Source organism: Pseudomonas sp. S30, from assembly GCF_016518545.1.
Classification (GTDB): domain Bacteria; phylum Pseudomonadota; class Gammaproteobacteria; order Pseudomonadales; family Pseudomonadaceae; genus Aquipseudomonas.
Genome location: NZ_JACVTO010000023.1, coordinates 33,886 through 57,685, shown reverse-complemented (window position 1 = coordinate 57,685; position 23,800 = coordinate 33,886). Strand labels below are relative to the sequence as shown.

The following is a 23,800-nucleotide window of genomic DNA, read 5'->3' as shown; positions in this document are numbered from 1 at the left end:
TCGGCGAGCTTACCACCAAAGTGCCGCGCAGGGATTGGCCGGGGGCGATGAGCAGGGCGAGATCGAACGACTGCGCGCGCAGGGCTGCCGCTGATCGGGGTTCCCACCTGGCGCCTCGAACGGCGCTTTTGTCCCTTTGCCAGCCCGGCATTGAGTGCTTCACTGAGGTCTCCAGGCCACCCCGCACCCAGGAGCCTTCGATGAACCTGCATCAGTATGCCGAAACCCACGAAGTCACCAATCAGCCGCCTTCGCTGGAGGGCGCCAACCTGTATCGCCTCGACCTGCCGCTGCAACAGTGGTCGCGGCGCTTCGGCGCCGGCTGGGCCGAGGCGCGCATCGATGCCTACGGCGCGCTGGCCGGTGGGCCACTGATGGCCGCCGGCTTCCTGGCCAATGCCCACAAGCCCGAATTCAGCAGCCATGACCGTTACGGCCATCGCATCGATCTGGTGACTTTTCACCCGGCCTACCATGAGCTGATGCGCACGGCCATCGAGCACGGCCTGCCCTCGCTGCCCTGGGCCGAACCGCGAGACGGTGCCCATGTGGCGCGCGCCTCGATGACCTACCTGCACACCCAGGCCGAGGCGGGCAGTGGCTGCCCGCTGACCATGACCTTCGCCGCCGTGCCGGCGCTGCGCCTGCAGCCGGAGCTGGCCAAGTACTGGCTGCCCAAGGTACTGGCCCGCGACTACGACCCGCGCAATGTCGGCGACCAGCACAAGGCCGGGGTGACCTTGGGCATGGCCATGACCGAGAAGCAGGGCGGCACGGACGTGCGTGCCAACACCACCCGCGCTTATCCCGTGGGTGCAACGGGGCCAGGGCAGGCCTACGAGCTGGTGGGGCACAAATGGTTCTGCTCCGCGCCCATGTGCGACGCGTTCCTCACCCTGGCGCAGACCGAGCGGGGTCTGAGCTGCTTCCTGCTGCCGCGTCACCGGCCGGACGACCAGCGCAACCAGTTCTACATCCAGCGGCTGAAGAACAAGCTGGGCAATGCGTCCAACGCGTCCAGCGAAGTCGAGTTCCGCGGCGCCCTGGCCTGGATGATCGGCGAGGAGGGGCGGGGCGTGCCGACCATCATCGAGATGGTGGCCATGACCCGTTTCGACTGCATGGTCGGCTCCAGTGCCCTGATGCGCCAGGCGCTGACCCAGGCCACCCACCATTGCGCACACCGCCAGGTCGGGGGCAAGCCGCTCGACCAGCAGCCGCTGATGCAGAACGTGCTGGCTGACCTGGCCCTGGAAAGCGAGGCGGCACTGGCCCTGAGCCTGCGCATGGGCCAGGCGCTGGACCATCTGGACGATCCGCAGCAGGCGCATTTCGCCCGGCTGGTCACGGCGGTGGGCAAGTACTGGATCTGCAAGCGTGCCCCGGGGATGATCAACGAGGCCGCCGAATGCCTGGGGGGCGCCGGTTACGTGGAGGACAGCATCCTGCCGCGGCTGTACCGCGAGGCACCGGTCAATTCCACCTGGGAAGGGTCGGGCAACGTGCAGTGCCTGGATGTGCTGCGGGCGCTGTCCAGAGAGCCAGGCGTGCTCGACGCGCTGTTCGCCGAGCTGGGCGACGGCCATGGCGATGCGCGCCTGGCTACACACATCGGCAACCTCAAGGCTGCACTCGCCGACACGGCCGATAGCCAGTATCGCGCCCGCCAGCTCACCGAGGACATCGCCGTGGCCTTGCAGGCCCGGTTGCTGCTCGAAGCAGGTGACGCCACGGTCAGCGATGCGTTCATCGCCAGCCGCCTGGGCGGGGGCGGGCGGGTGTACGGTGCGCTGCCGCGGGGCGTCGACGTGCAGGCGCTGGTGGCGCGGGCGGCGCCGATCTGAACAGGCGCAGGCCCTCGCTGGAGTGCTCCCGCGCCTGCGGCAGATGAATTTGCAATGGAACGCAGGCAAGATGGTCTGCATGCACGAGTCCAAGACAGGAAGCCCAGCGTGAGCCAAGCGTTTGTAGTCGTTGATACCCCCGAACAGGCCGTCGACCGTCTGGCGGCCCTGCATGAACAGGCCACCGGGGCCCTCAGCCAGGCCCTCAAGCGTTACCTCAAGGACCGCACCGAGCCGGACGAGGCCCAGCGCGGCCAGTTTCGCTACCCGGCGATCCGCCTGAACTACCCCAGCCAGGGCGAAGTGGCGGCCACTACCCGTGCCTACGCCAAGGTCCAGGTGGCCGGCACCTACAGCGTCACGGTGACCCAGCCGGCAGCCTTCCGGGCCTATCTGCTGGAGCAGTTGCGTCCGCTGATGAGCGACTACACCGTGACCGTGGAAGTCGGCCTGAGCGAGCAGAGCATTCCCTACCCCTACGTGGTGGATCAGGGCGACGAGCTGGCCGGCAGCGGCATCACCGCCGCCCAGTTGGCGCGGGTCTTCCCCAGCACCGACCTGTCGGCGGCCACCGACAACATCGCCGACGGCCTGTACGACTGGGAAAGCGCCCAGACCCTGCCGCTGGCGCTGTTCGACGCTGCCCGCACCGACTTCTCCCTGCGCCGCCTGGTGCATTACACCGGCAGCGACTGGCGCCACATGCAGCCGTGGATCCTGCTGACCAACTACCACCGCTACGTCGACCAGTTCATCGCCCATGGCCTGGAGCAGTTGCAGCAGGACCCGCGCTTCGTGCGCCTGGTCCTGCCGGGCAACGTGGTGATCGACAAGGGCATGGACGACGGCGAGGCCCAGGCCCTGGTCGCCGGGGTGGTCTGGCACCGCTACCAGATGCCGGCCTACCACCTGATCGCCGCCGACGGCGACGGCATCACCCTGGTCAATATCGGCGTCGGGCCTTCCAATGCCAAGAACATCACCGACCACCTGGCCGTGCTGCGCCCGCACTGCTGGCTGATGATCGGTCACTGCGGCGGCCTGCGCCAATCGCAGACCATCGGCGACTACGTGCTGGCCCACGCCTACATGCGCCGCGACGGTATTCTCGACCACGTGGTGCCGCCGAACATCCCGATCCCGGCCCTGGCCGAGGTGCAGCTGGCATTGCAGGAAGCCGCGGCGCAGGTCACCGGGGAGCGCGGCGAGCAACTGAAGAAGCGCCTGCGCACCGGCACCGTGCTGACCTACGACGACCGCAACTGGGAGCTGCGCTGGGCCCAGGAGCGGCCGTTGATCAACCTGTCGCGTGCGGTGGCGGTGGACATGGAAAGCGGCACCATCGCTGCCCAGGGCTATCGTCTGCGGGTTCCGTACGGCACCTTGCTGTGCGTGTCCGACAAGCCGCTGCACAGCGAGATCAAGCTGCCGGGCTCGGCCAACGCCTTCTACAACCGCGCCGTCAGCCAGCACCTGAAGATCGGCATCGCTGCCCTCGACCTGCTGCGTACCGAACTCGACACGCTGCACTCGCGTAAACTGCGCAGCTTCGATGAGCCGCCGTTCCGCTGAGGATCCATGCCCCTGCCTCCCCGCACCCCTACGCGCCGCCCAGCGGCGCGTCCTGCCGGCACCCGGCGCCCGCCCAAGGCGCCACCGGCCGCGCCGCGCCTGATCCTGTTGAACAAGCCGTTCGATGTGCTGACCCAGTTCAGCGACGACCAGGGTCGCGCCACGCTCAAGGACTTCGTCGACGTGCCGGGCATCTACCCGGCCGGCCGACTGGACCGTGACAGCGAAGGCCTGCTGCTGTTGACCAACGACGGGCGCTTGCAGGCCCGCATCGCCGATCCACGACACAAGCTGGCCAAGACCTATTGGGTGCAGGTGGAGGGCGAACCGAGCGAGCAGCAGCTGCAACGCCTGCGCGAAGGCGTGCAGCTCAACGATGGCATGACCCTGCCGGCCGACGCTCGCTGCCTGGAAGAGCCGACCCTGTGGCCGCGCAACCCGCCGGTGCGCTTTCGCAAGAGCGTGCCGACCCACTGGCTGGAACTGGTGATCCGCGAAGGCCGCAACCGCCAGGTGCGGCGCATGACGGCCGCCGTCGGGCTGCCGACCTTGCGCCTGGTGCGGGTGAAGATTGGCGACTGGACATTGGACGGGCTGGCGCCGGGCGCCTGGCGCGAGGTGCCGGCCAGGCTGTGACTGGCGGGAGTGTCGGCTAGACCCCTTCGATGAAGCCGACCACCAGGCTCTTGATGATGAAGGCCATCACCCCCAGGCCCAGCACGACGAACAGGATCAGGGTGCCGAAGCGCCCGGCCTGGGACTTCTTCGCCAGGTCCCAGACGATGAAGCCCATGAATCCGATCAGCACGCTGACCAGGATGATCATCATCCATTCTTCGAATACGGCGGGGTCCATCGCGGGCTTCCTGTGGGTGAGGACGCTCGATCATACGCCGCCGTCGGCAGGATTCAACGCAGGTGGGTCAACGGCATCTCGGTGCTGGCCAGCACCTGGTTGAGCACGAAGCTGGAGCGCACGCTGGTGACGCCTTCGATGCGGGTGAGGCTGCCCAGCAGCAACTTCTGGTAGTGGTCCATGTCCGGCACCACCACCTTGAGCTGGTAGTCGGCGTCCATGCCGGTGACCAGGCTGCATTCGAGCACCTGCGGCAAGTTGCGAATGGCGGCTTCGAAGGTCTCGAAGCGTTCGGGGGTATGGCGGTCCATGCCGATCAGCACGTAGGCGGTGAGGCTCAGGCCGAGTTTCTTGCGGTCCAGCAGCGCCACCTGGCGGGAGATGTAGCCATCGTCTTCCAGTTGCTTGACCCGCCGCGAGCAAGGCGAGGGCGACAGGCCGATACGCTCGGCCAGTTCCTGATTGGAGATACGGGCATCGCGCTGCAATTCGGCGAGGATGCTCAGGTCGTAGCGGTCGAGCTTGCTCATGAATAAGGCCTTTTCTTTTCGGATTGCGGCGAATTATCGATCGTGAGTGAAAAATTGCGCAAGCGCTATTTATCTCCGCAATCTTAGCAATCCCCTGCCTTACGCCATCCAGTATCGTTATCAACAGAATCACTGCCCGGACTCATGTCCACAGCGAGACGCCCGACGCGGGCGGTCGCGGCCAGCTATCCCACAGGATCGACTGGCCCCCGGGCTGCGCAGGGTCCAGCAGACCTGGCGAGGTGAGCCGACGTCACAAGCGTCGAGCACGGACGACAATTCCTGAAGGGAGGCCAGTGGCCTCCCTTTTTTATTGTCTGAAAGTGATCGCCGGCCGGGTTAGACTGCGCTCATCCAGCGGCAGTGTCAGCGAGAGGAATCACATGAGGTCGCGCATCGGGCAGTGGGCAGTGATCGGTTTGCTGGGCATGGGGATCAGCCTGGGCGCCATGGCCATCGGCCCGGGTGACGGGCCGGGCCAGCCGTCGGCAGGCGATCCCAACGGCGCCGCGCGTCCGGTGGTCCCTCAGGGCAATGGCCCTGGGCAACCTGGCTCGCCGCTGAATTCGCGCGATGAAGTGCGCCAGACCGAGCCACCGCGGCCCGGCTACTACCAGGATATCCCTCGGCGTCCCGGCGATTACCGCCACTGGCAGGCCGGTGGCCCGGGGCAGCGGCCGGGCGGCGACTGGCGTGGTCGGCCCGATGGTCAGGGCGACGGCTGGGGGCCGGGCCCGCAGTTCCGGCCCGGCTACACCACCGACCGCTTCCCCGACCGCTATCGCCGGGTGCCCTATCGTGGCCAGGACTACTTCTATTCGGGCGGTTACTGGTACCGCCCCCACGACGGCGGCTACATCGTGGTACGCCCGCCCTACGGCCTGCGGGTCGACGCGCTGCCGTCCTATGCGCAGGAAGTGTGGCTGAACAATCTGCTGTACTTTCTCGTCGCCGACACCTATTACCAGTACCAGCCCGAACGCCAGGAGTACGTGGTGGTCAACCCGACCACCCCGGGCTATGCGCCGGCACCTGAGCCGCAACCGGGGGCTGGCTACGATGTCATCGCCTATCCGGCCAGCGGCCAGGGCCCGCAGCAGCAGGAACAGGATCGCTACCAGTGCCATCGCTGGGCCGTCAGCCAGTCAGGCTTCGATCCGGCCACTGCCACCTATGCGCCACCGGCCCAGGTCGCAAGCGATTACCGGCGGTCCCTGGCGGCGTGCCTGACCGGGCGCGGCTACAGCGTCAACTGAAACCGGCCGCTTCACACCGGATCGGCATGCACCGTCACATCGGCCCGTGGATAGGCCTCGCGGATCGCCGCCGAGGCCTGCACACAGCGCTCATGGGCCTCGTGCAAGGGCATCTCGGCGGGCAGCTCCAGGTGCAGCTGGACGAACCAGTGACTGCCTGATACCCGCGTGCGCACGTCGTGCACGCCCTGCACCTGGGGGATGGCTGCGGCCAGCGCCTGCATGCGCTCGACCACCTCGCCTGGCAGTTCCTGGTCCATGAGGATGGCGGTGCTCTCGCGGGCGATCTGCACCGCGCTCCACAGGATGTACAGGGCGATGCCCAGGCCGAAGAGGGCATCGAGTTGCGGCCAACCCACGCGCGCCAGCAGCAGCGCCAGCAGGATGCTGGCGTTGAGCAGCAGATCGGAGCGGTAATGCAGCGAGTCGGCGCGCACGGCGGTGGAGCCGGTCACACGCACCACTTTGCGCTGGAACGCCAGCAGCGCCACGGTCAGCACCAGCGACAGCAGCATCACGGCAATGCCGGCGCCGGTGTCACCCAGCGGCTGCGGCGCTTGCAGGCGCTCCACCGCCTGCAGGCCGATGAGCACCGCACTGACCGCGATGAACAGCGCCTGGGCCATGCCGGCCAGGGCCTCGGCCTTGCCGTGGCCAAAGCGGTGATCGTCATCGGCCGGACGCAGCGCGTAGTGCACGGCCAGCAGGTTGAGGAAGGAGGCGACTGCGTCCAGCACCGAGTCGGTAAGGCCGGCGAGCAGGCTCACCGAGCCGCTCATCCACCAGGCCACGGCCTTGGCCAGGACCAGGATACTGGCCACCGACAGCGAGGCCCGGGTGGCCAGGCGCAGCAAGCGCTGGTGTTCGGCGGTGACGGTCATGGCCAGCCTCCTGGGCGATGCGGATCAGGCCGCGGGTACCAGGCCATAGGCGGCCAGTTGCTCGACGCTGCCGCGGTGTTGGATCAGGCGCGGATCGTCCAGTGGCAGGCGCTGGCCCAGCTCGCTTTCGAGGATGGCCTGCAGCTTGAGGCGATCGACGTGACCCTGGGCGTCCACGGCGGGCTTGAGCTTGGCCGGGTCGATCTGCGCGGTCTTGCCGCCAGGATAGTAGATGGCGCCGGTGGCGAAGTCGACGCCGAAGGCGATCAGGCCGGGCAGTACCCAGAACAGGATGCCGATGGCGTCCATCACCGCCACCACCGGATCGATCTTGCCTTCGATCTGGCCGCGGCGGTCGGGGTAGATGATGGTGCCGCAGGCCGTGAGTTGGGCCAGCAGGGCGGCGATGAGGGCACCACCGAGGACACGGGAGGGGATGCGCATGTGAATCTCCGGGAGTATGACAGCGGGAACGGGGCGATGGGGGTCGACCTTCGGATCAGACCTGACGCCAGCGCTTCGGTTCGCCGTTATACCCGCTCGCCTGTGCGAGGACCACTGCCAATTCATGCCGACGGGATCCCGGCCGTCGGCCCCTGCGCGAGCACGGGGCCGACGGAGGGATCAGGCGGGTTTGCTGCTGGAGGGTCCTTCACCCGTGGGTTTGCTCTGCGGCGTGGACTTGCCGCGCTCGGCCAGTTCGACGGAGTCGTCGGCGGCCGGTCGCCTCAGGTTCCTGACACCGCTGCTGATCGCGTCGCTGGCCATATTGACCACTCCGACCGTGGTCTGCGGCACCACTTGGGTCAGCCCCCGGGTCACGTGATAGATGTTCTCCAGGTTGCGTCGCACGCCGACCGGTTGCGTGTGCGGCAGGGTCTCGCGATCGGGATGCAGAACGTTCTGCATCGCGACGCCCGGGCGCTTGGCGAGCTCGTCCTTGCCATGCAAGGCCTTGTTCTCCAGAGGCGCCGCCACGGCGTTGGCGAAGAACGGCAGCAAGGTCAGTCCCGATGAGAAGAACGTGGTGATCACCTGCTCCATCTTTTCCTTGTCAGCGGCGTTCTCACCGACGGCAGCGGCATCCCCAGCTCCCATGCGCATGGCGACCCCGGGACTTGCGCCGGTTATCCGCCCGAGCAAGTCGCTGAGGTTGGTCATGTTGGCGGGGTTGAGCTTGCCGACCGCATCGCGCAGCGTGCTGGGCATCACTTCGCCCCAATCGCGGTTCTCCTGGGTGACACGGTAGGTGGGAATGCGCTCCTCGCCGTGGGTCTGGCTGTACTTGGCCACGGCCTGGCCACCGGCCATGAACATGCCGCCCGCCGCGGACGCGAGCGAACGTGCGCCGATGCCTGAAGCGTTCACCGAGGCGAACTGATTCAACAGCTCGCGCACCGCATGGGCGGTACCGAAGGCCAGATAGCCGGCGAAGTCGCCGCTCATGGTGCCGAAGTTGTTGGCGTTCTGAAGCCGCTTGAAATCGTCGCGCTTGTCTTTCTGGCTGGTCTTGAGCGCGTCGAAGTTCGGGTTGGCGACGCGCAGCCCGTCCTTGGTGATGTCTTTCAGGGGCTGTGGATAGACGGACATGGGGTCGACCTTGGCCAGCCCCCTGCCGATGGTCTTGTCCACGGCCGCCTGGACGAATGGCCGAATACCGTCGCTGATCACCTTGTGCGAGGCGCCGAGGACCGTCGAAGTGGCGGCCAGGTGCTGGGCGAACGGGGCACCGGCCATCTGCTCATCGATCGCCGAGGTACTTGCACCGAAGTGCCCGGCCGACGCGACGCCCTGGGGAATGCCTGCGTCAGCGAACACCGCAAGACCGGTGACGAAGCCCGAGTGGGTCTTGAGTTCGGCGATATGGTCCTCGCGAGCGACGTTCTTCAGGGCGTTGTCCAGCGGCTTGTTGGCCTTGGTCGCCTGGTCGAGCGGGGTGGACGTCGCCGGCTGCTCTTGGTCTTTTTCGATGAACGCTCGAAGCTCGGTGCGCACCGCCTGCAGTTGAGTCAACTCGGTATGCGCTTGCTGCTGCTCGGTCACGGACAGCTGGGTATTGCCCGCAGCCGCTTGCGCATGATCGATACGGCTTTGCAGGAAGGTGTTCAGACGCGCCGGCATGTCTTCGGTCATGGTCTTCACCACGCCTTTGGCGTAGCCACGGAAGGCTTCATGGCTACGGTGCAGATGCGGCAGGTCTTCGTGGCTCTGGGATTTTTCGATCACTTCCTGACACAGCGAATGGTACGCGCCAAGGGTATCGCCCACCCGTTCGCAGTGAGCGTCCCAGAGCGCACCGAAACCGCCGTCCTGTTGGCGGGTCTCGGCACTCTTGCCCAGGTAGCTGTCGAAATCGGCGATGAAGGCTTGGGTCTCCTCACGGCCTGACAGCATGGCATGGGGCGTGCCACCCAGCCCAGCCAGTTGCTGGTGCATATCCTTGAAGCCCATGCCCGGTGCAGAGGCCAGCGCCTCGCCTTCGAGCTTCATCTGCTCGCGAGCGAAACCGATGGGATTGGCCTCCCGGTCCTGCTTGCTTAGCCCGCTGATCAATCCCTGCAAGCGTTCATGCTTGCTGGCCAGTGCCTGCTGATGGGTCTGGCTGGGTGCGCCGGTGAAATGGTAAGGCACCAGGGGCGTGGTGGAGGGACGAACCTGCCCTGAGAGGTGGGCCGTTACCGGTGTGATCGCGTCGTCCGATTGCTGACGCAAGGCTGCCAGGCTTTGGCCCTGGCTTACGGATAGATCTGCCATGCTGTTTCTCCTATTGCGCCAAGGCGTTGCTCAGGCCTGACGGGCGGTTGAGAGGGGTAGACGCCTGCACGGGGGTCGGTTGGCGGTGGGGTTGTGAGGCATCCAGAAAGTAATTAATGCGCCAGTTCGAGGCCATGTCGGCGATACCGCCCAGTAGCCCCAGCAAGTGCTCGGCAGCCAGGTCGTCCAGCGGCACGTGACCGATCAGGATCACGTGGCCACTCTCGCTGTTGTACGACAGCGAGGGGCAGTGAGGCCCGCTGAGCAGATAGAGGTTGGTTTCCAGCAGCCGTTGCAGAACGGCTTCGCGATTGGCGGTGGGCAAGGGTCCGAAGCTGGCGTAGATGAACACGTCACCCTCGCCCGGGCCGGGGGTATGCTTGAGGGAAAAGTCGACTTCCTTGACCGACAGGTTGGTCTGTTCGTAGAACGCACTGGGGCAGGGGATCATCGTGATAGCGCAGAGCTGATCGATCAGCCTGCAATAGGAGGGTGCCGCCATGATTGACCTCGTGGTGTCATCCAGGCGCGAAAGGCGCCTGCTGCACCTGATGAGTGACGCTGGCGACATTTCGGTTCCACGGTCAGGTTCGGGTCGGCTGCGGGGAACCGTCGTCCTGGTATTGGCCACCCATGGGCGCCACTTCATTCAAGGTCGACCGCTCATGTCCCGTTCATTTCTCGCCTCGTCGGTCTGTCGTGCTGCCCCCAGGGCGGTGCCCGTGCTGGCCATGGCCGCCCTCCTGCACGGCTGCCAGCACCTCGAACCGCCGCTGAACCTGGACCACCCGCTCGCCGCTGAGCACTACCGCTCGCAACTGCGCTGGCGCACGGTGGTGGCGCAGGAGCGGGTGCAGATCCAGGAGCGGCCGGTGGCCGCCGATGGCAGCCTGTGGACGCGCATGCGCCAGGGTTTTTCGCTGCTGGGCGCCACTGGCGACGTGACCCGAGTCGACGAACAGCGCCGCTGGCTGATGGCGCGGCCGGGGTTTCTCACCCAGACCGGGCATGCCGGCAGCCGCTACCTGCATTTCATCGTCGGCGAGTTGAGCAAGCGCAACATGCCGCTGGAGCTGGCCCTGCTGCCTGCCATCGAAAGCGGCTTCAACCCCTCGGCACAGTCGTCGGCCCAGGCCATGGGGCTGTGGCAGTTCGTACCCGCCACCGGGCGGCGTTTCCAGTTGCAGCAACGCGCCGGCTATGACGAGCGTCGGGACATTCCGTCGTCCACCCGCGCGGCGCTGGATTACCTGGCGTACCTGCACGATTATTTCCAGGGCGACTGGCTCCTGGCGCTGGCCGCCTATAACGCCGGGGAGGGACGGGTGCGCGAGGCCATCTCGCGTAACCAGGCCCGTGGCCTGGCGACCCGGTACTGGGACCTGTCGCTGCCGGGCGAGACGCAGAACTATGTGCCGCGGCTACTGGCGCTGTCGCAGCTGGTGAATGCGCCCGCCGAGTATGGTGTCGAGCTGGTGCCTATCGCCGACCAGCCGTACTTCCAGATGCTCGCTCTGCAGGAGCCGGTGAACCTTGCGCACCTGGCGCAGTTGTCCGGGGTGCATGAGCGTGAACTGCGCCTGCTCAATCCGGCTGCCCGAGGGCAGGCCAGTGGACGGCTGCTGCTGCCCGTGACTGCCTCGGCCCGGCTGACCGCGCAGCCGGACATGATCGTCAGGGCGGCACAGTATCCAGAGGTTGGGCCTGTCGCGGCGCCGGCGGTGTCGGCCGACTCCGACGCCATCGCCCAGGCCAACGAGCCACCGGGCGCCTGAGCCTGCTCGCGGCGTGAACAGGACGGGCGTCCAGCCTCGGGACGACTACAGGCAGTGGGCGGCGGCGCTGGCCAGTTGGCGAGCGCGAGGGTCCATGAGTACATAGGAACCGATCGTGTTGCAGGCGAAGCCGAAGGCCACGCCGCGCTGCGGATCGGCGAAACCGACCGTACCGCCGGCGCCCATGTGACCGAAGGCCTCGCGGCCCATGCCATAGCTGCCATTGGTCACGTTCGGCTGGTCGAGCATCACCCCGAGGCCGAAGCGAGCCGGGGTCTGCAAGGTGGGATCGTACTCGGCGCTGTGTTCGCGCAGCATTTCATTGAGCATCGGCGACTCCAACAGGCGTCCGTCGAGCAGGCCTGTGTAGAAGGTCGCCAGGCTGCGGGCGTTGCCGTGGCCATTGGCAGCGGGTTGGGTCATGCGCTTCCAGCCGGCCTCGTTGCTGCGTCCCAGGACCATTGGCGGATTGGCGAAGGCCAGGGCGCTCATGGCTGTCGGCCTGGTCAGCACGTCCTGCAGTACCCGGGCGAAGGCGGGATCGACGATGTCTTCGCGGGTGCGCGCCATGAAGGCGCAGCGGGTCATGGTCGCGTCGTCCAGGCCGAGGTGGAAGTCCAGTCCCAGGGGCGCGGCCACACGCTGACAAATGCTCTGGGCCGGTGGTACGCCGTCTACCCGCTGCAGCAGCTCGCCCAGGATCCAGCCGAACAGCAGGGGCGAGTAGGTCTGGCGTTCACCGGCAGCGGCCCAGGGCTGCTCCGTGGCGATCAACTGCGCCATGGCGTCCCAGTCATACAGGGTGTGCGGCGCCAGGGGTGCGCGCAGCGCGGGCAGCCCGGCCCGGTGGCACAGCACCTGGCGCAGGGTGATCGAGGCCTTGCCAGCCTCGGCGAAGGCTGGCCAGTACTGGCACAGCGGCGCATCGAGGTCCAGTCGCCCTTCACCCACCATTTGCATGATCGCCACTGCGGTGAACGGCTTGGTGCAGGAAAACAGGTTCAGCAGCGTGTCCTGATGCCAGAGGCGGTCCGCCTCGGGGCCGGCCTGCCCTGCCCAGAGGTCGACGACGGTTTCGCCGTCGATTTGCAGGCACAGGGCAGCGCCGCGTTCGAAGGGGCTTTGCATCAGTTCAGCGAAGGCCGTGCGCACGGGCTCGAAGCGAGGGTGGCACTGGCCATGGACGAGGGCAGGGGAGGTCATGGTCGGTTTCTCGAAGGGGCGAAGGTCCCTTTGAGTGAGCGCGCCGCTGCAAACGGTTCATCCTGCCGAGTCACGCCAGAGGGGATCTTTTCTGCGAGTCGGGCCACTCAAGGGCAACGATCCTCACCCTGGAGCCTGTCCATGGCCTTCGAATCCACCCTCGACTTCAACAGCGAGGCCTTTCGTAATGCTGCCTATCGGCACTACGCGACGTTGCGCGATGTCGCGCCGGTGTTCCTCAGCCAGCCGCCAGGGCAGTTACCGATCTGGTATGTGACCGGCGCCCGGGAGGTCGAGACGGTGCTGCTGGACAGCGAGCGGTTCGCCCGTGACCCGGGGCGTATCAGCGCGCAGTTCGCGGCGATGATGGGCGGTGAGCAGGCCATCGCGTTTCTCAACGAGCATATGCTCAACCGTGATGGCGAGCAGCATCGGCGTTTGCGTCGGCTGGTGAACAAGGCGTTCACGCTCAAGGCGGTCAATACGCTGCGCCCACGTATCGAGCAGATCGCCGAGACCTTGCTCGACCAGGTCGGGCCAGAGGGTCACATGGATGTCGTGAAGCAGTTCGCGTTCCCGTTGTCGATCATCGTCATCGCCGAGCTGCTGGGCGTGCCTGCGCAGGACCGGGACGACTTTCGCCGCTGGTCGCAGCTGATCGTCCAGCAGGTGGGTCACGACCTGAGCGCATTGCAGCGCTGTTATGGCGAGTTCGCGCACTACATGCTGGCCTTGGTCGAGCAGCGGCGGGCCAGCCCTGGCGATGACCTGGTGTCGGCGTTGGTGCAGGTGGAGGAAGAGGGCAAGGCGCTCAGCGACAGTGAGCTGTGCAGCATGATCGCCTTGCTGATCGTCGCCGGACACGAGACGGCGGCGTCGATGATCGGCAACGCGGTCTACCTGCTTGTGCAGCATCCCCAGGCGCTGTGGCGTTTGCGCGACGATCCACGGTCGATGCCCGCTGCCGTGGAGGAGCTGCTGCGTTACGATTGTTCGGTGGAGCGGGCCATGGTGCGTTTCGTGACCCGGGATACTGAGCTGGCGGGGCAGTCTCTGCAACGCGGGCAACTGCTGATGGCGGTGGTGGGGTCGGCCAACCGCGACCCGGCGCTGTGCGAGCGCCCCGATACCTTCGACATCACCCGGGCGGCGTGCCCGCACCTGTCGTTCGGCAAGGGAGCTCATCATTGCCTGGGCGCTTCGTTGGCCAGGCAGGAACTGGAAATCGCCTTGAACACCTTGCTCAGGCGTTGTCCGGAATTGCGCCTGGCGGTGGCAGCCGACGCCGTGCAATGGCGCTACGTGCCTAATTTCCGCGGGCCGCGCGCCTTGCCGGTATGCTGGTCGGTGAACGGACACGGTGGATGAGGCTCGCCCGGGCGGTGGGCCAGGCGAGCCCTGGTGTCAGGCCGGCACGGCCTGGGTCGGTGGCGCCTCTGCGCTGGCGGCGGGCGAAGCGGGCTCGATCAGGTGCAGCCCATAGAGGACCACGTCGGCTCGGGTCTGGGCGAAGCGGGCGATGCCTGGGAAACGCCCCCACTGCGTCGCGCCCAGGCCCTGCACGCCGCGCCTGCTGGCCTGATTGTGCTCGATGATCCAGGCCACCAGCGTTTCGAAGCCATAACGACGGGCCAGCACCACGGCGGCCTGGCCCAGGCGAATGCCCACGCCGCTGCCCACGTGGTCACCACGCACGTAGATCGACACTTCTCCGGTGAGCCGACAGGCCTGGGCGCCCCAGCAGAAGCGGTTGACGATCAGCCAGGCGACCACCTCGCCGCCGCGTTCGAGCACGTAGATCGGGTCGCCCTCCTTGACGAAGCAGTCGATGAAGAACGTCATCTCCTTCAGGGAAAACGTTCTGAGCACCGGCGAACTGGTCCCCCCCAGAGCGCTTTCGTTGAAGATGTCGGTCATCACCGGCAGGTCGTCGGGGGTGTAGCGACGCACGCCGTGCGGCAGGTCGCGGCGGCTGCTCAGACGATTGCCGATCATGGCCAGACCTCCCCATAGACGCTTCGTTTGAGCTGCTCGCGGGCGCGGAACAGGCGTGAGCGCACGGTGCCGATGGGCACCCCGAGGCGCTTGGCGGCATCGCGATAACTGCTCTCGGTGTCCACGGCCGTCCATAGGGTTTCGCGCATCGCCTGGGGCAGCGCGTCCATGGCCAGCAGCGTACGGTCGAGCAGTCGACGGCTGTCGCACTGCTCGCTCAGGTCGACGTCGTCGCTGCACGCGTGGAACTCGCTCTCATCGAAGCTGCTCAGTGGCGGCTGCGCGTAGTAGCGGCGAAAGTGGTTGCGGATGAGGTTCAGGGCAATGCCGCACAGCCAGGTATCGGGCTTGGCCAGGCCCTGGAATTTTTCCTGGTTGCGCCAGGCCTCCAGGTAGGTCAGCTGGATGAGATCGTCAGCGTCATCCTGATTGAGCACCCGTCGCTGTACGAACAGGCGCAGTTTGCGTTCCTCGCCGAAGGCGATACCCGGTGAGGACGATTTCTGGGGTGAAGCGAAGTTCAGGCGGCTCATCGGTAGATCCCTCTCGATAGGTACGTGGGGTCGATGGAGGTCGACAACCCCTATCAGCAGGACCTGTGCCAAACCGGATCCAATTCTCAACTAGTTGATAAACAATGAGTTTTCCAAGTGGTCGCGGGAAATCGGGTGCAGAGAGCTGCACAGACCGACCCGCTGCCACTGCAAGAACTTGCACGCCCGGGTCGGGTGGGCAGCAGGTTCCTGGCCCTGTGCCGAGTGCTGCGAAAATGCCTGTCGCGAGCAGGGAACCGATTCGCCAGCCTGTGCCACCCATGAGCACTCGACATCACGCCCATGGCCATCATGAAAGTAGAGACCCACAACAGCCTGCGCCTTGCCGTCAACCTCGCTCAGGCTGCTTCGGCGCTGACCGGTGCGGAAAAAGCGACGCAAGCGCCCTTGGCCGTGCAGACCAATTCGATGGAGGAGGTCGGCATGACCTTCAGCCATCATGTCGAGCGCAATACCAAGGCCATGAGCCAGCGGCGTATTCGCCAGGCGCGCGGCAGGCTGGACGCAGCGCCTGTGGAAACCCGCGAGCGCCTGGAAGAATGGTTCGACCAGCTCGGCCACCCGGGCAAGCAGAGCCTGAGTGCCATGGCGGCACAGACGGGCGCCATGCTGTATGACGAGCCCTCGCTCGAAGCCCTGGTGCAGGCCAGCGGCGGCGATCCGGCACGTACCGACCTGGTCCTGCAACTCGTGCTGCAGCAGGCTCAGACCCAGGAGCGGCGGGTCGAGGCCGAGCGCGCCCGTGAGTATCTCCAGGCCTTGCGCGAACGCTACGGTGCGCAGATCCGTGCCGGGATGAACATCGCCCAGGCCTTGCGCGCCGCCGGCGGCGATCCGCAATTGCGTCAGGCGGTGCGCCGCCTCTATTACGATACCGTGGTGCTCAAGCAATCCTTGCCTACCATGATGCAGGCACTGCTGGGGCTGTTCGGCGAATCCGAGTTCCCGTCGGGACTGGACATGATGCGTCGTGCCCTGGCGGACGACATCGCCGCGCAGGCGCCGTCCAGCCCAAGCGCCAAGCTGCGCACGCTGCTGATCGGCCTGACCGCGTCGACCCAGCTCGGCAGCGTGCTGCACAGCTGCCGGCAACTGCTCGAGCAACTGGCCGGTAGCTGCCAGGCCAGCCAGCTCACGGCGGTGACCCTGCTGCAACGCATGCTCGGGGTGGCGGCCAGTGGCGTGTCGGCTGGCGAAATACGCCGGATCGGCCGCGAGCTGGGCGGCGAGCAGGCGCGCGACCAACTGGTCTCGCTCAATGGCCTGTACGCCATGCTCAAGCGCCTGCCGCTGGCCCTGTGGCGCGACGGCAAGAGTCGGCAGAGCGCGTTGAAGCATGTCCTGGTGCTGCTCGATGAGCGCTCCCGTGATGAAGTGCGTGGGCAGACCGCCGTGCCGGTCATGGGCCGGCGGCCATGATCGCCCTGCTGAACCGGGTGGCGGATGCCGCGCTGCGTCGCATCGAAGTGGCGGGTGCGGTGGTGGTGCTGGGCATCGTGTTCATGCTGATCCTGCCGCTACCGACCGCTGTGGTCGACGTGCTGATCGCAGTCAACATCTGCATCTCCTGCCTGCTGATCGTGCTTTCGCTCTACCTGCCTCGCCCGCTGGCGTTTTCGTCCTTTCCGGCCGTGCTGCTGCTGACCACGCTGTTTCGCCTGGCGCTCTCGGTCGCCACCACCCGCCTGATCCTGCTCCAGGGCGACGCCGGGCATATCGTCCAGGCCTTCGGCAACTTCGTGGTCGGCGGCAACCTGGCGGTGGGGCTGGTGATTTTCCTGATCCTCACGGTGGTCAATTTCCTGGTCATCACCAAAGGCTCGGAGCGCGTGGCCGAGGTCGCTGCACGCTTCACCCTGGATGCGCTGCCGGGCAAGCAGATGTCCATCGACAGCGACCTGCGCGCGAACCTGATCGATGTCAGCGAGGCCCGGCGCCGGCGCGAGGAACTGAACAAGGAAAGCCAGCTGTTCGGGGCGATGGACGGGGCGATGAAGTTCGTCAAGGGCGACGCCATCGCAGGGTTGGTGATCGTGGTGATCAACCTCATCGGTGGTTTCTCGGTGGGCATGATGCAGCACGATATGGGCGCCTCCGAATCCATGCACCTGTATTCGGTGCTGACCATCGGCGATGGCCTGATCGCGCAGATTCCTGCACTGCTGATCTCGCTCACCGCCGGCATGATCATCACCCGCGTGTCGCCCGAAGGTCAGCCTGCCGGTAGTAGCGTCGGCAAGGAGATCGCCAGTCAGTTGACCGCCGAACCCAAGGCCTGGGTGATCGCTGCGGTCGGGATGCTGGGATTCGCGGCGCTGCCGGGCATGCCAACCCTGGTGTTCATCGTCATGGCGCTGATCACCGGCAGCGCCGGCCTGCTGCAACTGCGTGCTCGGGCACGCCAGGTGGAACAGGGCGATCAGGCGCCGGCGACGCTGGCGCCTGAACACAACGGTGCCGAGGACCTGCGCAGTTTCGATCCCACCCGCGCCTACCTGCTGCAGTTTTCCCAGACCCGCCAGGACGACCCGGCGCTGGAGCAGGTCATCCAGGCGATCCGCAAAAAGCGCAACGCCCTGGTGGCCGGTTTCGGCCTGACGCTGCCGCCGTTCGACATCGAATACAACGCCTGGCTGGACCCCGACGAGTGTCGCTTCTGTGTGCATGAGGTGCCTACCTTGCGCGCCACCTTCAGCGAGCGGGTCGCCGTGGCGCGCGGGCCTCTGCCGTTCGAACCGCGCGATGCGCAGGTGGGCAGCGAGGCGCGCGACGAACAGCAATGGCTGTGGCTGGCACCGGATGATCCGCTGCTGGCCGATGAGCGGGTGGAGGCGGTGTCCGCCAGCGAGCTGCTGGTGGAGCGGATGAGCCGCGCCATGTTCGCCACGGGGCCGCAGTTCCTCGGCCTGCAGGAAAGCAAGTCGATTCTCAGCTGGCTCGAAGCCGGCCAACCGGAGCTCGTGCAGGAGCTGCAGCGCACCATGCCGCTGGCGCGGTTTGCGGCGGTGCTGCAACGCCTGGCGGGGGAGGGCGTGCCGTTGCGGGCAGTGCGCCTGATCGCCGAGTCGTTGATCGAGCACGGCCAACACGAACGAGACGTGGGCGCCCTGACCGACTACGCGCGCATCGCCCTGAAATCGCAGATCTATCACCAGTACCGCGATGCCGAGGGTCTGCATGTGTGGCTGTTGACGCCGGAGACAGAAACCTTGCTGCGCGACGCGCTGCGCCAGACCCAGACCGAAACCTTCTTCGCTCTGGAGAGCGGCCACACCCGCTCGCTGGTCCTGCAGTTGCGTGAAGGTTTTCCCCTGCGAGCCAGGCGCGTGGCCGTGCTGCTGGTCGCCCAGGACTTGCGCGCGCCCTTGCGCGACCTGCTGCGCGACGAATTCAACCACGTGCCGGTGCTGGCCTTCAGCGAGTTGCACAGCAGTGCCCAGGTCAATGTCCTGGGCCGCTTCGACCTCGAGCAGGAGTGCCTGCGCATGGAAGACGCGGCCTGACGGCGGGGCGCTACCGGGCGCACGTACAGAACTCGGTGGGTGCCTGCGGCGGACCCACCCGTGACAGGTAAGGGCGAGTGATGTCGCCCCTTGAGGAGTTGGCCATGTTCGAGCTGCGGGTATTGAGTGGTCTGCACCGGGGTGCGGCGCTGCCGCTGGTGGGCGATGAGTGGACGGTCGGGGCGGCACCGGATGTCGATCTGGCACTCTACGATCCAGGCATCTGCGCTCGCCATGTACGGCTGGTGCGCGATGCTGGGCAGTGGCGCCTGGAGCTGCTGGACGGTGCCGCGGGCGATGCCCAGGGCCATGCCTGGGTCGGCGTGCGGCCCCTGTCGGTCGACACCCGGTTCGTCATCGCTGGCATCTGGCTATGCCTTGCAGCGGCAGAGGAGCCTTGGCCACAGGGGGCGCCGGCGGACAGTGCCGGGGCTGGTGCAGACCTGGCCGCAACTGCCAGGCCGGCGCCGCGTCCTTCCTGGCCCAGGCGCCTGGCCATCGCCGCAGCGGTGATCACCGTGGCGTCCAGTGCCTGGGCATTCACCAGCCAACCGGCGCCGCCGGTCAAGCCTGAGCCGGCGCAGGCGACCGAGCGGCGCAAGGTGCTGCTCGATGACGTCGCGACGGTGCGTCGGCAGCTCGATCGGATGCTGCAGGAGCGTGACCTGGCCGGGCAGGTGCAGGTCGAGCTGCGCGAGGATCGACTGGTGCTGGTGGGGGAACTGCCCCGCCAGCGCCTGGCCGTGGTCGAACGCTTGCTGGCGCGTTTTCAGGATCGTTACTCGACCCCGGTTCCGGTCATCGCCAAGGTTCGCGAACAGCTGACGCGGCTGCCCTTCCAGATCGCCCAGATCGTCGGTGGCAAGCGTGGCCATGTGGTCACGGGCGACGGTCGGCGGCTGTTTCTCGGTGATCAGATCGACGGCCTGCGCCTGACTGCCATCGGCAACGACAAAGTGACGTTCGAAGGTGAGCAGCGCTATGAGGTGACATGGTGATGGCGCACCACGCCGCGGTGGCACGCCTGCAAGCCTGGGAAAACGCGCACCGCGACCGTTTGCAGCGCTTTGCGCCGGTGGCGATACGCGGGCAGGTGCAGCGGGTCAATGGCACCCTGGTGCAATGCCGGCTGCCGGACGCGCAGATCGGCGATCTGTGCCGGGTCGAGCGCGGCGATCGCGAGCCGCTGCTTGCCGAGATCGTCGGCTTCGATCGGCACGATGCGTTGCTCAGTGCGCTGGGCGGCCTGGAGGGCGTGCGCGTTGGCGCGACGGTGGAGCCGTTGGGCATGCCGCACCGGGTGCAGGTGGGCGACCATCTGCTGGGGCAGGTGCTGGACGGCTTCGGCCGCCCGCTGCTGGACGGTGGCGTCGGAGCGTTCGCCGATGCGTCGGTGCTGCAGGCCTCGGCGGTGATCGCCGAAGCGCCGGCGCCCACCGCGCGTCCGCGCATCCGCCAGCCCCTGAGCACAGGCGTGCGGGCCATCGACGGGCCGCTGACCCTCGGTGAAGGCCAGCGTGTCGGGCTGTTCGCCGGCGCCGGGTGCGGCAAGACCACGCTGCTGGCCGAAATCGCGCGCAACGTGGAGTGCGACGTCATCGTGTTCGGCCTGATCGGCGAGCGTGGACGCGAGCTGCGCGAGTTTCTCGATCATGAGCTCGATGACGAGCTGCGTGCCCGCGCGGTGCTGGTCTGTGCCACCTCGGACCGCTCGAGCATGGAGCGTGCCCGGGCTGCGTTCACCGCCACAGCGCTGGCCGAAGGCTTTCGCGCCAATGGCCGCAAGGTGCTGCTGCTGATCGATTCGCTGACCCGCTTCGCCCGCGCCCAGCGTGAGATCGGCCTGGCCGCAGGCGAACCGCTGGGACGCGGCGGCCTGCCGCCCTCGGTCTACAGCCTGTTGCCGCGTCTTGTCGAGCGCGCCGGGTTGACCGAGACCGGCGCCATCACGGCGTTGTACACCGTGCTGATCGAGCAGGACTCGATGAACGATCCGGTGGCCGACGAGGTGCGCTCGCTGCTCGACGGCCACATCGTGCTGTCGCGCAAGCTCGCCGAGCGCGGTCACTACCCCGCTGTCGATGTACTGGCGAGCCTGTCGCGGACACTGTCCAACGTGGCCGATCCGCAGCACCTGCGCGCGGGTATCCAGTTGCGGCGCCTGTTGTCGGCCTACGACCAGATCGAACTGATGCTGCGCCTGGGTGAGTACCAGGCCGGCACCGACCCGCTGACCGATCTGGCGGTGGACTCGCGTGCAGTGCTGGACGGTTTCTTGCGCCAGGACCTGCGCGAGCCCGAGCCCCTGGCTTCGACCCTTGCGCAATTGCACCAGTTGACCGCCCATGTCCCTGGCTGACCTGCAGGCGCTGGCGAGCGTGCGCCGACACCGTGAAGGGCAGGCCGAGCGGGCGCTGTGCCAGGCCCGCGCCGCGCTGCACGAATGCACGGCGCGAGCGGCGGCTGCACATGCCCACTGGGAGCAGGCCAGCGAGCGCCAGGTGGCGCAACGCACGGCGCTGTGCGCCGAGCATCGGGGGCGCGCGCTGGGTGCGGCCGAATTGAGGGCGTGGGCGACCCAGGAGCGTCGGCTGATGGGCGAACTGGCCGAGCAGGCGCAGGGCGTACGCACGCTGGAGGCTGCCCGGCAGCACCAGGCGCAGCAGGTCCAGGCCGCGCAGCAGCGGCTCACTGCCTGCCGACGCGCGATGGAAAAGCTCGGCGTGCTGACCGATCTGCTGGGGCGGGCCGCCGACGATGAATGAGCATTGGGTACGCCCGCCATCGCCGGGTCGTCACGGGTCGGCGAACGCCCAGGCTCATCCGCCGCTGCGAGGGCCAGGGCCACCGCCGGCCCCGGTGAGCAGCGCGCGGGTGGCGCCGCGTGATCGTCCGGTCGACAGCGAATGCGATGCCCAGGTCAGCCTGGCGCGCAGCGACGGCTACTGGTTTCGCCAATCGGTCCAGGCGGTCGGCGGCGGCCTGCAGCAGGACACCCCAGGGCCTGGCTCGACCTGCCCGCTGGCAGGCCAGGAAGGCAGCGTGGTGGAAGCCTTCGTCGATCAACTCACCCCACGCCTGCGCGCCACGCCAGAGCAACAGCTGGACATGCTGCTGCACCTGCCGCACCTGGGCCGCGTCAAGGTGCAGGCTCGGCGCCTGGAGGCAGGTCAGGGTTGGCACATCGGCCTGGGCGGGGAAAGCGCTGCCGTACAGGCGCACCTGTCGCGTCGAAGCGGACAGCTCGAGGACGCCCTGGCAGAGGCGCTCGAACAACCGGTCAGCGTGCAGGTTGCACGCGTAGAGGAGGACGACTGACATGAGTGCAACGGCATTGTCGCTGCCATCGATCAGCGCGCAGCAAGCGCTGGCCTGCCAGCGGTTGGGGGCAGGCGTGCAGTTGCCCTACCAGGTGGGTCAGGAGGCCGGGCTGCTGACGCTGTCCCTGGGTCATGGACCGAGCAGCGCCGGGTCGGCCCTGCTCGGTTGTGCCCACGGCGCGCTGCGCATGGGTGATCCAGGGGCGGTGCTGAGTTTGCTCGGCGACTGCCCGGTGGTCTGGCCCGCCGAACCGGGGCCGGATGACGCGTGGTTCTGGGCGGTGTTTCACCAGGTCCTGAGCGAACCCGTGCGTGCAGCCTTCGGCCATTTCGAGCCGCTCCCGGCCGACGACTTCAGCGGCATCGCCTGTCGCCTGGACGTGCGCCTGGGAGCTAGCTGCGTCAGCAGCCAGCTGCACCTGCCCGCCCAGACCCTGCTGGGCCTGCTCGACGGCGCACCCTGGCAGCGGCGCAGCAGCCACTGGATCGAGAACTTCGCCCTGCAGATACCCCTGGGGCTGGGCCACTTGACCCTTGCCGCAGCGGAGCTCGCCATGCTGCGTCCCGGCGACGTGGTCATTGCCCAAACCCCGCTGTTCGATGCCTCCGGCCAGGGCCTGCTGCGCCTGGGGCGTCACTGCCTGCAGGTGCAGGTGCACGGTCATGCCGCGCCCTTGCACCTGACCGTACTTGCGCTCGAGGAGAACACCATGAACAACGATGCCGACATCGACCTTCTGACCCCTGACTGGAGCGACGCTCAGCACCCATCGGACGACGCGCATGACGCTGCGCCGTTCGATCCCGCTGTCCTGCAGACCACGAGCCAGGAGACCGAGCAGGCAGGTGCCGAACCAGCGGTCGCCAGCGAGCCTGCCCAGCGTTTCGACGACCTGCCCCTGGCGCTCACCCTGCGCTGTGGCCACCTCGAGCTGACCCTCGGTCAGTTGCGCAACCTGGCGCCCGGCGTGGTGCTGGCGGTGCAGGGCGTGGCGGCAGGGAGCGCCGTGCTGTTCCACGGCGAGCGAGCCGTGGCGCAGGGCGAACTGGTTCAGATCGACGGCCGACTGGGGCTGCAGATCGTGAGCCTGGATGTGGCGGGATGAGCTTTCAGGGGATCGACCCCTTCCTGCTGGCGCTGTTCATCGGTGGCATGTCCCTGGTCCCGCTGCTGCTGATCATCTGCAGCGCCTTTCTCAAGATCGCCATCGTGCTGACCATCGCCCGCAACGCCATCGGCGTGCAGCAGGTGCCGCCGAACATGGCGCTCTACGCCATCGCCCTGGCCGCCACCCTGTTCATCATGGCGCCGGTCGGTCACAACGTCGCCGAGGCGTTGCAGGAGCGACCGCTGGACTTCAGCCATACCGAGGCGCTGCAAGCCTCGGCGCTGAACGCCATCAAGCCGTTGCAGGCCTTCATGGCGCGCAACACCAACCCCGACATCCTCACCCACCTGCTGGAGAACACCCAGCGAATGTGGCCCCGTGAACGTGCAGAGGCGGCCAGCCGCGATGACCTGATGCTGCTGATACCGGCCTTCATGCTCTCGGAGCTGGAAGCGGGTTTCCAGATGGGCTTTCTGATCTACATCCCGTTCATCGTCATCGACCTGATCGTCTCCAACCTGTTGCTGGCGCTGGGCATGCAGATGGTCGCGCCGATGACCATCTCGTTGCCGCTCAAGCTGCTGATCTTCGTCTTGGCCCAGGGCTGGACGCAGCTGCTGGACAGCCTGTTCTACTCCTACCTGTGAG

The 23,800-nt window shown here is 67.1% G+C and carries 23 protein-coding genes; 14 read left to right on the top strand and 9 right to left on the bottom strand.

Annotation, left to right across the window (positions count from 1 at the left end):
• Nucleotides 1-200 precede the first annotated feature (200 nt).
• The 3 genes from IAE34_RS21140 to IAE34_RS21130 are packed head-to-tail and all read left to right on the top strand — an operon-like array spanning nucleotide 201 to nucleotide 4,052.
• Entirely contained in the window at nucleotides 201-1,844 is a 1,644-nt protein-coding gene (locus tag IAE34_RS21140) for an acyl-CoA dehydrogenase family protein (protein WP_200140897.1), read from the top strand.
• 54 nt (nucleotides 1,845-1,898) lie between these two features.
• Nucleotides 1,899-3,416, top strand: coding sequence for an AMP nucleosidase (gene amn / locus IAE34_RS21135; RefSeq protein WP_200140896.1), 1,518 nt, complete (start codon nucleotides 1,899-1,901; stop codon nucleotides 3,414-3,416).
• Between the two features lie 6 nt (nucleotides 3,417-3,422).
• Nucleotides 3,423-4,052, top strand: coding sequence for a pseudouridine synthase (locus IAE34_RS21130; RefSeq protein WP_200140895.1), 630 nt, complete (start codon nucleotides 3,423-3,425; stop codon nucleotides 4,050-4,052).
• Between the two features lie 16 nt (nucleotides 4,053-4,068).
• On the opposite strand, the gene IAE34_RS21125 is transcribed toward IAE34_RS21130, so the two are convergent.
• The gene (locus IAE34_RS21125) at nucleotides 4,069-4,272 is read right to left on the bottom strand and encodes a DUF2788 domain-containing protein (RefSeq protein WP_200140894.1); all 204 of its coding nucleotides are present in this window, start codon (nucleotides 4,270-4,272) and stop codon (nucleotides 4,069-4,071) included.
• Between the two features lie 53 nt (nucleotides 4,273-4,325).
• On the bottom strand, nucleotides 4,326-4,802 hold the full coding sequence (locus IAE34_RS21120; protein ID WP_016712159.1) for an Lrp/AsnC family transcriptional regulator: 477 nt from the start codon (nucleotides 4,800-4,802) through the stop codon (nucleotides 4,326-4,328).
• Nucleotides 4,803-5,185: 383 nt separating this feature from the next.
• Between IAE34_RS21120 and IAE34_RS21115 the strand changes: the two genes are divergently transcribed.
• Nucleotides 5,186-6,058, top strand: a complete 873-nt coding sequence (locus tag IAE34_RS21115; protein ID WP_200140893.1) for a DUF6515 family protein — start codon at nucleotides 5,186-5,188, stop codon at nucleotides 6,056-6,058.
• An 11-nt stretch (nucleotides 6,059-6,069) separates the two neighbouring features.
• Here IAE34_RS21115 and IAE34_RS21110 read toward each other — a convergent pair whose 3' ends face one another.
• From IAE34_RS21110 to IAE34_RS21095, 4 genes are all read right to left on the bottom strand, one after another.
• Entirely contained in the window at nucleotides 6,070-6,939 is an 870-nt protein-coding gene (locus IAE34_RS21110; RefSeq protein WP_200140892.1) for a cation diffusion facilitator family transporter, read from the bottom strand.
• Between the two features lie 24 nt (nucleotides 6,940-6,963).
• A complete protein-coding gene (locus tag IAE34_RS21105) occupies nucleotides 6,964-7,383 on the bottom strand; it encodes a polyribonucleotide nucleotidyltransferase (protein WP_200140891.1) in 420 nt (139 codons plus the stop codon).
• A gap of 180 nt (nucleotides 7,384-7,563) precedes the next feature.
• The gene (locus IAE34_RS21100) at nucleotides 7,564-9,693 is read right to left on the bottom strand and encodes a type III effector (protein WP_200140890.1); all 2,130 of its coding nucleotides are present in this window, start codon (nucleotides 9,691-9,693) and stop codon (nucleotides 7,564-7,566) included.
• Nucleotides 9,694-9,703: 10 nt separating this feature from the next.
• Nucleotides 9,704-10,195, bottom strand: a complete 492-nt coding sequence (locus tag IAE34_RS21095) for a CesT family type III secretion system chaperone (RefSeq protein ID WP_200140889.1) — start codon at nucleotides 10,193-10,195, stop codon at nucleotides 9,704-9,706.
• Between the two features lie 163 nt (nucleotides 10,196-10,358).
• Between IAE34_RS21095 and IAE34_RS21090 the strand changes: the two genes are divergently transcribed.
• The gene (locus IAE34_RS21090) at nucleotides 10,359-11,468 is read left to right on the top strand and encodes a transglycosylase SLT domain-containing protein (RefSeq protein ID WP_200140888.1); all 1,110 of its coding nucleotides are present in this window, start codon (nucleotides 10,359-10,361) and stop codon (nucleotides 11,466-11,468) included.
• A gap of 45 nt (nucleotides 11,469-11,513) precedes the next feature.
• Here the strand turns inward: IAE34_RS21090 and IAE34_RS21085 are convergent, their stop codons facing one another.
• Nucleotides 11,514-12,671, bottom strand: coding sequence for a serine hydrolase domain-containing protein (locus IAE34_RS21085; protein ID WP_200140887.1), 1,158 nt, complete (start codon nucleotides 12,669-12,671; stop codon nucleotides 11,514-11,516).
• Between the two features lie 141 nt (nucleotides 12,672-12,812).
• Here IAE34_RS21085 and IAE34_RS21080 point away from each other — a divergent pair, with 141 nt between their 5' ends.
• Complete coding sequence (locus IAE34_RS21080; protein WP_200140886.1) at nucleotides 12,813-14,039, top strand: cytochrome P450 family protein; 1,227 nt, start codon at nucleotides 12,813-12,815, stop codon at nucleotides 14,037-14,039.
• 36 nt (nucleotides 14,040-14,075) lie between these two features.
• On the opposite strand, the gene IAE34_RS21075 is transcribed toward IAE34_RS21080, so the two are convergent.
• Together IAE34_RS21075 and IAE34_RS21070 are read right to left on the bottom strand one after the other, a co-directional pair.
• A complete protein-coding gene (locus IAE34_RS21075) occupies nucleotides 14,076-14,666 on the bottom strand; it encodes a GNAT family N-acetyltransferase (RefSeq protein WP_200140885.1) in 591 nt (196 codons plus the stop codon).
• The gene (locus IAE34_RS21070) at nucleotides 14,663-15,199 is read right to left on the bottom strand and encodes an RNA polymerase sigma factor (protein WP_200140884.1); all 537 of its coding nucleotides are present in this window, start codon (nucleotides 15,197-15,199) and stop codon (nucleotides 14,663-14,665) included. Before IAE34_RS21070 ends, IAE34_RS21075 begins: the two co-directional genes overlap by 4 nt.
• Nucleotides 15,200-15,502: 303 nt before the next feature.
• Between IAE34_RS21070 and sctW the strand changes: the two genes are divergently transcribed.
• From sctW to sctR, 8 genes are all read left to right on the top strand, one after another.
• The gene (gene sctW, locus IAE34_RS21065) at nucleotides 15,503-16,639 is read left to right on the top strand and encodes a type III secretion system gatekeeper subunit SctW (protein WP_200140883.1); all 1,137 of its coding nucleotides are present in this window, start codon (nucleotides 15,503-15,505) and stop codon (nucleotides 16,637-16,639) included.
• A complete protein-coding gene (sctV, locus tag IAE34_RS21060; protein WP_200140882.1) occupies nucleotides 16,636-18,723 on the top strand; it encodes a type III secretion system export apparatus subunit SctV in 2,088 nt (695 codons plus the stop codon). The genes sctW and sctV overlap by 4 nt, the downstream gene beginning before the upstream one ends.
• An 80-nt stretch (nucleotides 18,724-18,803) precedes the next feature.
• On the top strand, nucleotides 18,804-19,721 hold the full coding sequence (locus IAE34_RS21055) for an FHA domain-containing protein (protein ID WP_233631287.1): 918 nt from the start codon (nucleotides 18,804-18,806) through the stop codon (nucleotides 19,719-19,721).
• Entirely contained in the window at nucleotides 19,721-21,082 is a 1,362-nt protein-coding gene (locus tag IAE34_RS21050; protein ID WP_200140880.1) for a FliI/YscN family ATPase, read from the top strand. The genes IAE34_RS21055 and IAE34_RS21050 overlap by 1 nt, the downstream gene beginning before the upstream one ends.
• On the top strand, nucleotides 21,069-21,488 hold the full coding sequence (locus IAE34_RS21045) for a hypothetical protein (RefSeq protein ID WP_200140879.1): 420 nt from the start codon (nucleotides 21,069-21,071) through the stop codon (nucleotides 21,486-21,488). The genes IAE34_RS21050 and IAE34_RS21045 overlap by 14 nt, the downstream gene beginning before the upstream one ends.
• On the top strand, nucleotides 21,481-22,041 hold the full coding sequence (locus IAE34_RS21040; protein ID WP_233631280.1) for a type III secretion system HrpP C-terminal domain-containing protein: 561 nt from the start codon (nucleotides 21,481-21,483) through the stop codon (nucleotides 22,039-22,041). The genes IAE34_RS21045 and IAE34_RS21040 overlap by 8 nt, the downstream gene beginning before the upstream one ends.
• Before the next feature lies 1 nt (nucleotide 22,042).
• On the top strand, nucleotides 22,043-23,149 hold the full coding sequence (gene sctQ / locus IAE34_RS21035) for a type III secretion system cytoplasmic ring protein SctQ (protein WP_200140878.1): 1,107 nt from the start codon (nucleotides 22,043-22,045) through the stop codon (nucleotides 23,147-23,149).
• Nucleotides 23,146-23,799: a type III secretion system export apparatus subunit SctR gene (gene sctR, locus IAE34_RS21030; RefSeq protein WP_200140877.1), complete on the top strand. Its 654-nt coding sequence runs from the start codon at nucleotides 23,146-23,148 to the stop codon at nucleotides 23,797-23,799. Before sctQ ends, sctR begins: the two co-directional genes overlap by 4 nt.
• Nucleotide 23,800: the final 1 nt, after the last annotated feature.